Here is a 15466-nt window from a genome sequence, read left to right on the forward strand (position 1 = left end):
TGCATTTTCTTTTGTTTTTTATTTAGCATTTAACTTTTCTTTTACTTTTGCAGGTAAGTCAGCTTCCTGAACCTCTTCATATGACTTCACTTCAATTGATGATATTTCATTTTTACTCTTATCATCTTGATCTACATAAAGACATAAAAATGCATTTTCATTTAATTTATGTTCGTTTGATGCTTTCTTACTTCTAAATGTAATTTGTTTTTTTACTCCGTCTTCGTCATAAGCAGGCAGTGTGTAGTTTCTTAAGTTTTTACCTTCAACTTTTTCGATAGTTCCTTCGCCTTGTATCTGTACGTAATATACATCTTTACCAATTCGATTTAATGATGCTCTTTCACATCCAATAGTAAAACTAGAAAATAATAAACATAGTGTAATAATCGCTAAAAACCTTTTCATTTTCTTTATCTCCTTCAATTTGTTTCTTTACACAGTATACGGCTATTATGAAATGAGAAAAATCGATTTAGATTACAACCCCCTTACAATGTTGTAAGAGTGTTGTCCATAAAATGAACAATATATTAAAAAGTTAAAAGAAAGGTAAAATAATGAATCATGGTATAATGATAAAAGACTTACATATTATTTTGTCATTTTGAGAGGAGCTTAAAAATGTATTCTACTTTAGAACAATTAACAAAGCACCCTGTATTTTATCATTTTGCAGAAATTTCAAAGATTCCTAGAGGATCGGGTAATGAAAAAGAAATTAGTGATTATTTAGTTGGCTTTGCAAAAGAGCGTAATTTAGAAGTGATTCAAGATGAAGCAATGAATGTCATTATTAAAAAAGAAGCAACTGCTGGCTATGAAAATGTACCAGCTATTATCATTCAAGGTCATATGGATATGGTATGTGAAAAAAATCAAGCAACCGTACATGATTTTGAAAAAGATCCAATTGAATTACGAATCATTGGGGACATGTTATATGCAAATCAAACGACTTTAGGAGCGGATAATGGTATTGCAGTTGCGTATGCAATGGCTTTATTAGATGCATCAAACATTTCGCATCCAGCACTTGAAGTAGTTATTACTACTGAAGAAGAAACTACAATGGGCGGGGCTTTCGCTGTTGATGCAAATCACTTTGAAGGAAAGATTTTTATAAATATCGATTCTGAAGAAGATCATAAATTACTTGTAAGTAGCGCAGGTGGTGCGAAAGCTGTAGAAACAATTCCAGTAATATGGGATGAAGCGCCAGCTAATACGGATGCATACCGTCTATATGTTGGTGGTTTAAAAGGCGGACATTCTGGTATGGAAATTGATAAACAACGTGGTAATGCGAACAAAGTATTAGGACGAGTATTACGTGATTTATTAGCAAATATTCAATTTGAAATAAGTGAAGTTCACGGCGGATTAAAAACAAATGCAATTCCGCGTGAAAGTGTAGCTACAATTGTATTAGCTACAGAAGATGTAGAGAAAGTAGAAGAAAAACTAGAATCATGGACAAGAGTATTACAAGAAGAAATGCGTGCTGTTGATCCAGATGTTCATGTAACACTTACAAAATTGGATGAGAAAGCAGAAAAAGTATTTGCTAAAGAGACACAAAAGCAACTTATTTCATCATTATTCTTAATTCCGAATGGCATTCAAAGTATGAGCATGGATATTAAAGGTCTAGTAGAAAGTTCAACAAATTTAGGCGTTATTGAAACGTTGCAAGATGAAATTAAATTACGTAACGAAGTGAGAAGTTCTGTCAGTAGTTTAAAACAACATGTTGCAGATGAGATTAAATGTATTGCCGAATTAGTTGGTGCAACATTTGAAATAGAGTCAGAGTATCCAGAATGGCCATACAATCCGAATTCACAAATTCGTAATTTGTTTGAAAAAGTGCATCAAGAAAAATACAATAAAGAGATTGAAATCTTTGCAGTGCATGCAGGTATTGAATGTAGTGCATTCGTTCAAAAGATGCCTGAATTAGATGCAATTTCATTCGGTCCAGATATATTCAATGTTCACACTCCAGATGAACATATTAGTATTTCTTCTGTTGTGAATAACTGGGGGTTCTTCATTGATGTAATGAAGGGTACGAAGGAATTGGCTAAATAATAGTAATGAAATGAAAAGTAGCCAATAAAACTTTATAGGCTACTTTTTTGTATAGAGTTTTATTAGAAATTCTTTTTTACGTTAGTATTTAATTTTTACTTTTATTTCTAGAGGATATTGTACCAAAGATTGCTCCGGATACTGCTCCGATTAAAGTCATAAAAATTGCACTCCATGCTGCAAATGACATTATTACACCTCCAAATAATAAATTATTGTTTCTTAGCCTTTTGAATAGAAATGATAATTGCGACAACTATTAAGAAAATAAGAGGAGACCAAGAAAAGAAAGACATGTAATATTCTCCTTCCAATATTAATTTTAGACCTTTATATAAATAAATTATCGCATGTTTAAAGAATGAACATATAGAATATGCAATATTGCATATCGAATTGTAGGGCATAAAGAAGTGAAAACAGTTCGTGAATAAAAATGCTAATTTATAAAGAAAGTAAGGATTTTTTCTAACCTTAAAAAGGGCGGACAATCAAAAAGCTCTCTACCTTATATAAGGCAGAGAGCTTTTAAAATAGTTTTTGTCTAATAACAATGGTATCCAATGTTTATTGGTGAGATAAACGTAAATTATTTTGAGATTTTAAAGCTGCCCCCATAATAATAATTTTCTCCAAGTTTCATAACGGCTACATATGTTCCTGGATTATAAACCTTAGTAATAGGTGTTACAAATCTACCATAATTATGTTTTAGACCTGAGTCATAAATGGTTTTATATCTATGCAAGTTTATTTCATTATTTTCATTTTCACTCAATTGATATATTTTTACAATACCAGTATCCTTACCACCAGTATATATAGTAACATCGAATGTATCTCCATGCTTTAAGTCACCAACTGCTAACTCTTCTATAAAATCTGCATTATGATGTAATAAAAAATAGCTTTGCCACTGCCAATTATCTAAAAATCGTGATTCTTTTTGTGTAAGTTGCGATTCAGCAGACACAGGTGTGATTGTACCAATTGTATTCGAAAATAAAAATCCTCCAACAGTCAATGCACCAATAATTGTTGATTGCCTTAAAAGTTTCATGTTCTAAACCTCCTATTTACTTAAGGATTCAGAAATCGTTTTTGTGAAAAACTAGCTGTGAAATCTAATGGATGATAATATCTTCTATAATTATATTAACATTTATTGATTTATCAGACAAATTAATGAATAATAAAATTATATCGAGGAAGTGAAGGGTAATTTAAGAAAGAAGTTAGAGATATAGCTAATAAACCTTTATTATATGTAATTGCGATTTATTAATTGAAAACATGATTATTTTAAAACTGAAATTTCAATGCACATCTTAAGTTTGGGTATATAATTTTACAATTTGACTTATGTAAATTATCAAGTTATGATTTTTTATTATAAAAGAAAGGCTTGAATTTAATGGTTCGTCGTTTGAGAAAGCTAAAAAATGTAGCAGTCGTATTAAGCTTCTAAGTGAATTACAAAAATCTACAATACTTAGAAGCGAGGAATAAAGTTATGAAGCATCCATTATTTAATCATTGGTCAGAAACGAAGTATTTAAAAGATATAGTAACAAATCCACTCATTGAAGTAGGAGAGTACTCCTATTATTCAGGGTATTATAGTCATCAAAATTTTGAAGATGGCTGTGTAAGGTATTTGTGGGGGGATGCTAAGTCCCGTGCACTTTTCAATCCAATTGAACAGATGGGATGGCATCTTGATAGACTTATTATTGGGAAATATGTTTGTATTGCTAGTGGAGTAGTCATTTTAATGGGCGGTAATCATAATCATCACGCAGAATGGATTACAGTATATCCATTCGCTGAGCAAATTGAACATTCATATGAACCGAAGGGTGATACAGTCATTAAAAGTGATGCTTGGATTGGAATGAATGCAATAATAATGCCTGGCGTTACTATTGGTGAAGGAGCAATTGTTGCTGCAGGATCTGTCGTAAGTAAAGATGTTCCGCCGTATACAATAGTTGGTGGAAATCCTGCTAAGGAAATAAAGAAACGATTCACTGATATAGAGATAAATATATTAATGGAAATGCGTTGGTTTGATTGGGATAGGAAATTGATTGAGAAGGCAATCCCGCTGTTATCTAGTCCATCCATCGAACCATTATTTGCTTTTTATAAAAATCAAGTGAAAAATAAATAAATCAGTTAGAAAAACTACATCCAGTATAGGATGTAGTTTTTTATTTTTTGTAAATGTGGAACAAATGTATTACTTATATTGTCTATTAAGTGTAATCCTAAAAAATATGAAAGTACGAATCATTTTGAAAAATACAAAGGTATTAAAAAGAGGGATATGTGTGGGAATACTAAGTGTCAGTCTGTCTAAAAGGGTGGGATGAGATGTTCTATATGAAAGTGGTCCTAATGTCTTATATGTATATAGAATTTGATAACGCTGTCTATTTTTTGAAGGGTTATGTTAGAACAACGTTTTTTGAGTACAAAAATATTGGAGGTAACAGAAGTGAAAGATATGTTTTGCAAGGGATTTATTGCAATAGTAACAGTGCTTACACTATTTTGTAGCATGGTCGTTACATTTGGAAGAACATCAGCGGAAACAATTCCTGCTATAGACGTTGAAGCAGGATCAGCAATTTTAATAGAAGCAAATTCCGGAAAAATTTTATATGAAAAAAATGCAGATGAATCATTGGCAATTGCTAGTATGACAAAAATGATGAGCGAATACTTAGTTCATGAAGCGGTGGATAAAGGAAAACTTAAATGGGATCAAAAAGTTAAAATCTCTGAATATGCACATAAGATTTCGCAAGATCGTTCATTATCAAATGTTCCATTAGAAAATGGTGGCTCTTATACGGTAAAAGAGTTATATGAGGCAATGGCGATTTACTCTGCAAATGGTGCAACAATTGCTTTAGTTGAACAGATTGCTGGTAAAGAGATCAATTTTGTAAAAATGATGAACGATAAGTCGAAAGAGTTTGGAATGAAAGATTATAAGTTTGTAAACTCTACAGGCTTAACAAATCAAGATTTAAAAGGATATCACCTAGAAGGGACGACTCTAGACGAGAAAAATAAAATGTCTGCAAGGGATTGTGCAATTTTAGCACAACGTCTTATTCAAGATTTTCCCCAAATATTAAATACAGCAAAAATTCCTAAAAAAACATTCCAAGAGGGTGGTAAATATCCAATTGATATGGCGAACTTTAACTGGATGTTAAAAGGTTTAATTAAGCAATATGAAGGTGTAGATGGTTTGAAAACAGGAACGACTCCAGAAGCGGGAGATTGTTTCACTGGTACAGTAGAAAGAAACGGTATGCGCCTAATTTCTGTAGTGATAAAAGCAAAATCTCATACGGCACGTTTTGATGAAACAAAGAAATTATACGATTATGGATTTGCGAATTTTGAAGTGAAGAATGTCTATGGAAAAGATTCAGTAGTAAAAGGACATGAAACAGTTCGAGTGGCAAATGCAAAAGACAAAGATGTAGTAGTTCAAACGAAGCAAGCTGTTTCACTTCCAATGCCGAAGGGCAACAAAGACATTTATAAAAAAGAATTTAAAGTATTGAATACGGAACAAGAAGCGCCTATTAAAGAAGGTGTAACTATTAGTAAAATGATTATCTCTCCTAAAGATAATACAGATTCTGGGTTCTTATCAGGTAAATCATTACAAATAGACCTTGTAACAAAATCTGATGTGGAACAAGCAAATTGGTTTACACGTTTTATACGTAAAACAGGATCTTTTTTTAGCGGTATGTGGGATAGTACGGTTGATATAGTAAAAAGCTAATTTTATAGGATACAACTAAATATTAGTCTGAAACAAAACGTTTCAAAGTATTATAGATTCTTATGTGGATAGTTTGGAATGAAAGATTGTATTACATTTCAAATTTGGTCCTTCGGAACTTTTTGTATTTCTATCAAGCTAAAATAAATTTGTATCCATATACCCCAAAAACGCTATTCTTTTTGTAGAAATATACAGAAAGGATGGCGTTTATTATGAATCTTTCGATTTGAAGGATTCTGGTGCAAGGTTAGTTTAATAAAGTTACATGATGAAAAACCACCCATTATTCCATCAAATGACAATAAAAAAATAATATCCGGTAAGTATTTCTGTAATTAGATTTTATCCCGCATTAACGGGCAGTAAGACCCCCACTGATTAAAGTTTCACTTTATAAAAATTTAATAAAATCTTTTCTTTGTATTAAATATTTTGTTTTAAATTATGTATATAAAGAAATGGAGGTCAAATTAACTTTGTACTGCTTATATTAGGAATTTAAAGAAACAATATGTACAATTCTCCCACTACATTTGCATAGTGGCCTTTATGAAAAGCAAAATCTACAATTTACAAGGAGAACATTTTATGAGTAAGAGAATAAAAGAATTAGATTCCATACGAGGGTTAGCGGCACTTACTGTGGTATTTGGACATTTTTGTTTAATGCTACCATCGTTGCCTAATTCTATTAAATTTTCCCCGCTTAGGTTTTTATGGGCGGGTGGGGAAGCTGTTATCGTTTTTTATGTACTAAGTGGTTTTGTGTTATCTATGGCACTTTATTATTCAAAAACAAATTATTGGGGATATTTAATTAAGAGATTTGTAAGAATCTATATTCCTTATTATTTTTGGATAATCGTTACCTTTGTTTTATTTATTTTATTTTCGCCATATGAAGTGGTAGGACTACGGGATTGGTTCTATGATAGGTGGCAAGGGTCTATAACAAAATTAGATATTATAAACCACTTTGTGCTTCTTAATAACTTTTTTACGGAAAATTATAATCCAGTTATTTGGTCATTGGCTCAAGAAATGCGTATATCTATTGTGTTTCCTTTGTTATTCCTTCTTTTTTATAAACTGAATTGGAAGAAAACGATACTATTTGCTTTGAGCTTTTCTTTAATTAGTGTTTTTCTTAATATGTTGCATATTGGGAAAGCTGAAGGATTTTATAATGGTTATGCCGATACACTGCATTTTACATCTATGTTTATGGTTGGAATGTTACTTTTTAAGCATCAGGAAAAACTTATCTACTCATATAGGAATATGAAAAAATTTAAAAAAGGATTTCTTATTGCCTTAGGAATTATTCTATATTTATATTCCATTTTAATTTATGGTTTTTCCCGTAATGATACTACTTTCTTATTAAAAGATTGGGGTGTCGTAATGGGGGTTAGTATATTTATTATAATGGCTATGAGTAACCTAAAAGTAAAAATACTTTTAAATAAGAGTGTGTTTGTATACTTAGGAGAAATTTCATACAGTATCTATTTGTGTCATTTTCCAATCATGATGGTACTATTTAAACTTTTGTATACAAAGATACCTATCTTTTTCCTTCTTACTTTGTGCATTACAATGACACTACTTTTTTCTATAGTTTCGTATCATTTAATCGAAAAGAAATGTATCAACTGGGCAAAACAAAGAACAACAAATTTATTGAAAAAAGTATAATACCTAGAGGGATTATATCCCGCTATTTGCCGGACAGTAAGATCCCTCACTTCAAAATTCAGCGAGAGCAAAGAAGTTAGGTGGGAAATTAACTGTCCGTAAAAGCCCAATTGGTTCAACTAATAATCAGTGAGGGATGAAGAAAACCTCTACTGATTAAAGTTTAACTTCATTTCTTTAGTAAATATATGAATATGACCGATTCCTAAGTATACTTAGGAATCGGTCAATTTTGGATTCTAAATGTAAATATAATAAAGTGGAATATAATTGAAATCAAAAACATTTAGAAAGAACAATTACATTGTGAGCTAATGTATAGTATAGATATGAATAATAAAAAGGGGGAATAGATATGTGGAAGCGATTTGTCTCGATTGGTGATAGTTTTACAGAGGGGATAGGGGATGAAGTTGAGGGAATTGCATTAAAAAGCTGGGTAGATCATTTGGTTCAACTGTGTGAAAAAGATATAGAATATGCCAATTTTGCAAAGCGTGGGTTAGTAACTAAAGAAATTCGCTCGCAGCAATTGGAAAAGGCATTAACTTTTAATCCAGATTTGGTTAGTCTCATTGCAGGGGCAAACGATGTTTTAAAAGGACGTTGGAATCATGATGCATATAAGAACGATATGGAATTTATGATAGATACATTAAGTAAAGCAGGGGCGGATATTATTATAGCAAACCTTCCCGATTTTACAGTTAGGCTTCCTTTTGCTTCTGAAAAAAAACAAGTAATAAAAGAACAATTATTAGAGGCAAATGAAGTTATACATTCACTGAGCAGAGAGTATAAGCTTCATCATGTTGATTTTTGGAATCATCATTTAGTTAATGACAATACGCTTTGGTCTAAGGATTTAATTCATCCAAACTCAAAAGGATATGTAAAAGTTGCTGAATTGATTTTTAGTAGTTTGCCTGTACAGAAGACAAAATAATAGTTTGCAATTTAACAAATATGATATTAATTGTATTAAGCTATGTTTTTTAATAAATGGAAAGAACTAAAAATTTAGCAAATAAAGTGTATCTACGATATATTTCTACAGTAGTGCACAAATACAGTATCACAAGAAAAGATCACCTACGGAAATAGGTGATCTTTAAACATTCTTATACCTAAATTAATATATTATATTACTAAATAAATTCGTACTACATAAAAATTAAGTTCTTTTATAGAAAAACTGATGTTACATTACCTTAAAATATATTCATAACAATATTATATAATAACATAGTCAAATCATATTTTGGGGATTTATCCCGATTGCGTATAATGTGTAATTTTTTTGAAGCAGTAATGTCCAATAAGTTAAGTAGGTAGTAAATGTAAAAAAATCAATACTATATATTATTCAATCTTTGTTATGAGTGCATTAGTAATTGTTAGTATTATATTTTTAATATCTATTTTAGTTATTGGAATTAATTTGAATAGAAAATATGTAGGATAGGGAAAGGTACATTTACTTTATTGTATATGTACCTTTTTATTTAGTAGGATTTATAGTCTCTATAAACTATTATGTTAATAAAATTAAAAAACTTAATTCTTAATATTCTTATGGTTAAAGCTATCTATAAAATGAAAATATAACTAAATAATAGTTTGTTATGATTTGTGGATTTGGTTTTTTATCCGAATTTTCTGATTCAAATATTTCAACTTTATGAATATAGTAGGTGAAATATTTGTGTGATAGTATTTGAGATAGAAAAAAGCCAATTTTAAAAAGGATGTGAATTGAATGTGCAACAACTGTAAATGGTTATATTAAGTTAATGTTTAACTGTTTTTAGTGTAAGGTAAAGGTCTATTTTGTAACAGTTGATATAAAGACAAAGAAATAGGTGTACTCAAATTTATCTGACTATTTAAAATACGCTGAACCTTGAGATTAGTCTAGGTTTTGACGAAGTTAAATTCTAGGTGAAATCTTTATAATGATTAATTAGGTTTAATAAAGGGGTAACTTATACGCAAAAGCGTTTATATTAGTAACCTAAGGAGCTTGCTTTTATGAAAACTATTGATTCAAAAGGCCTATTAGGAAATAGGGTTTATTTACAAGTTTTCTCTGCCTATTCATTGCTTATGCTTGGTGTTTTTATTGATATGTTAGCGATTATGACTATAGTTGGGTTTGAATGGGAAGTAGATCCTACTATGATTGGATTGATTCCTGTTGCATATGCACTTCCAGGAATTATTTTTGGCTCATGGGCGGGTGTTATTGCAGATCGTTTTAGAAAAATTCCAATTATGATGTTCTGTAATCTAATGGTTGGTCTAATAACGATTGCTCTTTTATTTGTACAAGATATCCACTGGCTCTTAGTGGCATTAATGATTCGTTCCATTTTTATTGTTTTCTATTATCCTGCACAGCAAACACTAACAAGACAGATTGTCTCCCCGGATTTGCTTACTAAAGCAGTAAGTATCAACGGAATAGTAGAGCAGGGTACCAAGATAGTAGGCCCACTTATAGGGGGCATGTTGCTGAGCTGGTTTCAACCAGAGTTCTGCCTCATTATAAGAGCTATAAGTTGCTTATTAGCTACCTTAGTTCTGATACCCACAATAAAATTTAAAGAAACTATATCGAAAGAATTTGTTGAAAAGCAAAAACAAAGTACCTGGACCGCTTGGGTACAAGGGTGGGGTTATGTGTTATCTAATCGGATAATATTATCAACTATGATTTTTGTTACAATAGCCATGGCAGTATTACAATTAGTAGACTCACAATTCCCAACTTTATTTAAGAGCTTATTCCCACATGATAAAAGTAAAATGGGATATATCATTTCTATTATTGGTCTTGGCGGAATACTTGGTGCATTACTAACTCAGAAATTAAAACAATTTCAATATGGCTGGGTAGTATGTGGAGGTATGGTTTTAATGGGAATTGGTTTTGGGGGGATTGGTTTGATAACGCCCGGTACGGTCTTCGTTTTGGCCTATTTAATTAGTTTTATCGCTGGTATTGGAAGTGGGCTGATGCTTGTATCTAATCAAGTCATTTTACAAATAGAATCGGATCAAGATCAAGTAGGAAGAGTATTTGGTATTCAAAGCAGTTTAACAAACGCAGTTTTAATTATTTCTCCTGCTATGAGTGGCCCATTAGTGCATTTGTTCGGAGTAACTCAACTTTATGTTTATGGAGGGATTGGGCTTGTTATCATTGGAGTAATTGGAGTTTCACTGCAGAAATATTTATGGGCTAAACATAAACACGAACCTATAAGAGCAAATAATTTTTGAAGGGAAGATTTTTATGACCAATGAGGAATGTTATCCATTAAGCCATCCGCAGCGAAGAATATGGTATACAGAAGTTATTCATTCTGATAAAGGAATATGTAATTTAAGATTTTTATTTAAACTTCATCGAAAAATGAATTATTCAAAATTAAACCAAGTTGTGAATCGCGTCATTAGTGAAAATGACGGTCTGTGCATTAGGTTAAAAGAAAATGGGCATCAGGAACCGAAACAATATTTTATTAAACATGAAGAACAAGAATTTGAGTTTTTTGATTTCAGTAATGTGGAGAATACAAATTTGCTTGAGGAATGGATTGAGCAGAAAACAAAAGAAACGTTTACATTATTTAATTCAAATTTATACTATTTCGCTTTAATAAAATTAAACGATAATGAATGTGCAGTCTTTGGAAATGTTCATCATATTATTATGGATGGTTTATCAATTCAAATATTTACTGAGCAGATTGCAAAATATTATTATGAAATGTATAACGAGAATGAGGAAGGCGAAAGTGAAAATTCATATGTTCAATTTCTGACTAATGAACAAACATACTTGAATAGTAGTCGCTTTCAAAAAGATCAAAAATTCTGGTTAGAGGAATTTAAAACACTGCCATCTGTGACCGGATTGAAGCCCTATAATACGTACCAAGTTAGTACCAAAGCATCACGTGAGACATTTATATTAACGGAGTATTTGAAGAGAAAGATAGGAAAATTTTCTGAAGATTACAAAATTAGTTTATACACTTTTTTTGTTGCTGCTTTCTCGTTATCCATGTATCGGTGGACCTCATCGCTTGATATTGGTTTAGGAATGGCTTACGGCAATCGTATGACTAAAATGGAGCGAAAATTGATTGGAATGATGGTGAGTACAGTTCCTTTAAGAATGGATATTGATCCGGAAGAAGAAGTACTTTCATTTATTAGTAGGGTATCCAGAAAACAAAGCAAATTATTGAGACACCAGAAATATCCATTTGATTTGTTATTAAAGCAGATTAATAAAGAGAATAATAGTAATGTGAGACTTTTCGGAACTACGATTGATTATAGGGATCGTGATGAAAGTGGTGACTCACTATGGATTCCAAACCATGAAGAGGTGCAAGATTTTGCAGTGCATATTGAAAATCTAATTGATATTGACTCTTTACATGTACATATTGATTATCGTGAGGAGCTATTTTCTAAGGAAGAGATAAAACGTTTTTTTAACGTGATGTTAGCGATAATGGAAAACACTTTTGAAAAACCAAAGCAGAAGGTAGCTGAAATCGAAATCATTTCTGATGAAGATAAAAGAAGAAGTTTAGTTGAGTTCAACAATCCTAAGCTGGATTTCCCATCTCAAGTAACTATTCATGAATTGTTCGAACAGCAAGCGTTGAACTATCCACGCGATATTGCAGTTACGTATGGAAAAGAAAAAGTTACTTATAGAGAGCTTAATGAACGCGCAAATCAGTTAGCTCATTATTTGCAGAAAAAGGGAGTAAGACCTGATACTTTAGTGGGACTGTGCGTTGAACGTTCCCTCGAAATGATTGTAGGTATTTTAGGGATTTTGAAGGCTGGTGGGGCTTATGTTCCACTTGATTCAACATATCCAGAGCAGCGACTTCAATATATTTTAGAAGATGCTAGCATTCAGTTATTCGTAACGCAAGAAAGTTTAAAAGAATTGAAATGTTTACCAGAAAATGTTGAGTCGATTTGCCTGGATCGTGATCAAGATGAGATTGGGAAAGAAAGTAAGACTTTACCGGTTTCTGATGTCAGTTCCCAAAATTTAGCATACGTGATCTATACTTCGGGATCAACGGGGAATCCAAAGGGTGTTATGATAGAGCATCACAATGTCATTCGGTTATTTAAATCAACGGATTGTTGGTATCAGTTTAATGAAAAAGATACTTGGACGCTTTTTCATTCTTATGCATTTGATTTCTCAGTATGGGAAATTTGGGGAGCATTATTATATGGTGGGAAATTAGTTGTTGTTCCGTACTGGATTAGTCGATCACCTAAGGATTTTTATCAATTATTGGTGGAGGAAGAAGTCACAGTTCTAAATCAGACACCTTCCGCATTTCGACAATTAATACAAGTGTGTGAACAAGAAGATATGAATAAAAATTTGCAACTGCGTTATGTCATATTTGGCGGAGAAGCGTTAGAACCTACTAGCTTGTTACCGTGGTTTCAAATGTATGGGGAGAAAAAACCACAGTTAATTAATATGTATGGAATTACAGAAACTACCGTTCATGTTACATATTATCCAATTACTCTAGAAGATGTGCAGCATGCTTCAAGAAGTAATATTGGCAAGCGGATTCCCGATTTAGAAGTGTATATACTGGACGCTTATCAACAACCTGTTCCTATAGGTGTTGATGGTGAACTTTATATTGGTGGGGCAGGACTGGCACGTGGGTATTTAAAGAGACCTGAATTAACAGCAGAGCGTTTTATATCTCATCCATTTAGTAGTGATCCGAAAGCGAGATTATACCGGACAGGAGACTTAGCGAGGTATTTGCCAGATGGAAATCTGGATTATCGTGGAAGAATTGATCATCAGGTTAAAATACGTGGTTTCCGAATTGAGATTGGGGAGATTGAGTCTACTTTACATACATATGCATCTGTAAAAGAGGCAGTTGTAATTGTAAGAGAAGATCAGCCAGGCGATAAAAGATTAGTAGCATATGTTGTAGGAGATGGAAATGTAGATGCGTGGAGAGAGTATCTTAAAGCGAAACTACCAAGTTATATGGTTCCTTCGGGATTTGTGGTGATGGAAGCTATTCCACTTACAGCTAACGGTAAAGTTGATCGTGAGGCCTTACCTATGCCGGAGGAAAAGCAGATTAATAGTGAATCTGTTGGCCCTCGGAATAGTAACGAACAGATACTGACTACCATTTGGAAGCAAGTATTAGGTGTTAAAAAGGTGGGAATCTATGATAATTTCTTTGAAATTGGTGGCGACTCGATTCTCAGTATTCAAATCATATCTCAAGCAAGTCAAGTGGGGTTAAAACTTACTCCAAAGCAAATGTTTGAATGCCCAACTATCGCTGAGCTGGCACAAGTGGCTATAAAAACGCAGGGAGTACAAGCGGAGCAGGGAATTGTGATAGGTGATGTGTCTCTTACTCCAATTCAGTGTTGGTTCTTCGAGCAAGAACATCCACATCTGGAGCATTGGAATCAATCAATGCTATTAAGAGTAAAAGAAAGATTCGATGTGAAGTTACTAGAGGGAGCGATAGTAACTTTACTCAAACATCATGATGCTTTACGTTTCCGGTACAAACAGTTACCAAACGGAACGTGGAGGCAGAGAAATGAAGGGACTGATGAGCTGTCAGTACTCCATGTTGTAAAACGGAATCAAGTTAATGAAAAAGAGTGGAATACAATAATACAAGAAGAGATGAACATTAATCAAGCTAGTTTCAATCTAGTTACTGGTCCGTTAATGAGGATAGTGTACTTTGAGGATAACTTGACTGGAAATGATCGAATATTCTGGGTGATTCATCATTTAGTAGTAGATGGAGTATCATGGAGGATTCTATTGGAAGATTTACAGACGGTATATAACCAGATGAAACAAGGTCAAGAAGTTCGCTTACCTGCGAAAAGTACATCTTTTAAAGATTGGTCTGAACGACTCCAGACGTACAGTGATTCGGGTATTTCGAAAGAAGTACAAGATTATTGGAATGAACAAGTAGAAAAAGAAACGATGAAAATTCCAATGGACTATCCAATACAAGAAACAACAGAAGAATCGATTGATCAAGTGACAGGGACTTTAGGAATAGAAGAAACATATGAATTGTTACACGAAGTCCCAGTAACTCATAAGACAAGGATTGATGAGGTACTATTAACGGCATTAGGACAAGCTATCGTCGATTGTACAAATCAGCAAACGGTTTCTATTCATCTAGAAGGACACGGAAGAGAAGAGGTAATTGAAGGTATTGATTTATCAAGGACAGTGGGCTGGTTCACGAGTATTTATCCCGTTCATCTCAATTTTCAAGGAACTCAAACACCTATTGAAGGGTTAAAGGCTGTCAAAGAACAATTGCGTCGAATTCCGAATCGTGGAGTTGACTATGGTATTTTACGTTACTTGAATAAAGGATTACTTCCGTTTTATCAGCAAAAGCCTTCAATAAGTTTTAACTATTTGGGCCAATTTGATCAGGTTTTCTCAAGGGAATCTTTGTTTATGCAAGAGACAGGATTTACATTTTTAGATCATGATCCAGATTCCAAACCATCTCATCTAATTGATGTTATCGGAATGGTGAAAGATGAAAAGTTACATTTTGTTTGGATGTATAGTAGAGAACAGTTTTCTAAATTAAAAATTCAATTGATAGCAGATGGTATGTTGAGGCATCTTCGTCAACTTATAAATAAACCAACAACAGAGTCTGCTTTTACGGTATCAGATTTTGCTGATGCAGAGGATCTTACGGAAGAAAGCTTGAGCAAAGTATTACTTAAATTAACAAAGAAGAGGGTGTAAAA

General features: G+C 32.6%; 9 protein-coding genes. 7 read left to right on the plus strand and 2 right to left on the minus strand.

Features of this window, described 5'->3' with window-relative positions; genetic code table 11:
• Positions 1–18: 18 nt before the first annotated feature.
• A complete protein-coding gene (locus ACU8YW_RS12025) occupies positions 19–408 on the minus strand; it encodes a YxeA family protein (protein ID WP_060488821.1) in 390 nt (129 codons plus the stop codon).
• A 216-nt stretch (positions 409–624) separates the two neighbouring features.
• On the opposite strand from ACU8YW_RS12025, the gene pepD reads away from it, so the two are divergent.
• Positions 625–2094: a beta-Ala-His dipeptidase gene (gene pepD / locus ACU8YW_RS12030; protein WP_426934579.1), complete on the plus strand. Its 1470-nt coding sequence runs from the start codon at positions 625–627 to the stop codon at positions 2092–2094.
• A gap of 589 nt (positions 2095–2683) precedes the next feature.
• Here pepD and ACU8YW_RS12035 read toward each other — a convergent pair.
• Complete coding sequence (locus ACU8YW_RS12035; protein ID WP_088063384.1) at positions 2684–3154, minus strand: DUF5065 family protein; 471 nt, start codon at positions 3152–3154, stop codon at positions 2684–2686.
• 453 nt (positions 3155–3607) lie between these two features.
• Here ACU8YW_RS12035 and ACU8YW_RS12040 point away from each other — a divergent pair, with 453 nt between their 5' ends.
• The 6 genes from ACU8YW_RS12040 to ACU8YW_RS12065 all read left to right on the plus strand — a co-directional run bounded on the left by ACU8YW_RS12040 (position 3608) and on the right by ACU8YW_RS12065 (position 15464).
• Positions 3608–4267 (plus strand): CatB-related O-acetyltransferase, encoded by a 660-nt coding sequence (locus tag ACU8YW_RS12040; RefSeq protein ID WP_088063385.1) that lies wholly within the window; start codon positions 3608–3610, stop codon positions 4265–4267.
• Between the two features lie 327 nt (positions 4268–4594).
• The gene (locus ACU8YW_RS12045) at positions 4595–5908 is read left to right on the plus strand and encodes a D-alanyl-D-alanine carboxypeptidase family protein (RefSeq protein ID WP_098134232.1); all 1314 of its coding nucleotides are present in this window, start codon (positions 4595–4597) and stop codon (positions 5906–5908) included.
• A gap of 552 nt (positions 5909–6460) precedes the next feature.
• The gene (locus tag ACU8YW_RS12050) at positions 6461–7609 is read left to right on the plus strand and encodes an acyltransferase family protein (protein WP_088063387.1); all 1149 of its coding nucleotides are present in this window, start codon (positions 6461–6463) and stop codon (positions 7607–7609) included.
• 355 nt (positions 7610–7964) lie between these two features.
• Entirely contained in the window at positions 7965–8555 is a 591-nt protein-coding gene (locus ACU8YW_RS12055; protein WP_088063388.1) for an SGNH/GDSL hydrolase family protein, read from the plus strand.
• A gap of 1085 nt (positions 8556–9640) precedes the next feature.
• Positions 9641–10894, plus strand: a complete 1254-nt coding sequence (locus tag ACU8YW_RS12060; protein ID WP_000848289.1) for an MFS transporter — start codon at positions 9641–9643, stop codon at positions 10892–10894.
• Between the two features lie 13 nt (positions 10895–10907).
• Positions 10908–15464: a non-ribosomal peptide synthetase gene (locus ACU8YW_RS12065; RefSeq protein ID WP_426934578.1), complete on the plus strand. Its 4557-nt coding sequence runs from the start codon at positions 10908–10910 to the stop codon at positions 15462–15464.
• The last annotated feature ends 2 nt before the right edge of the window (positions 15465–15466 follow it).

The sequence above is a fragment of the Bacillus pretiosus genome (assembly GCF_052947655.1).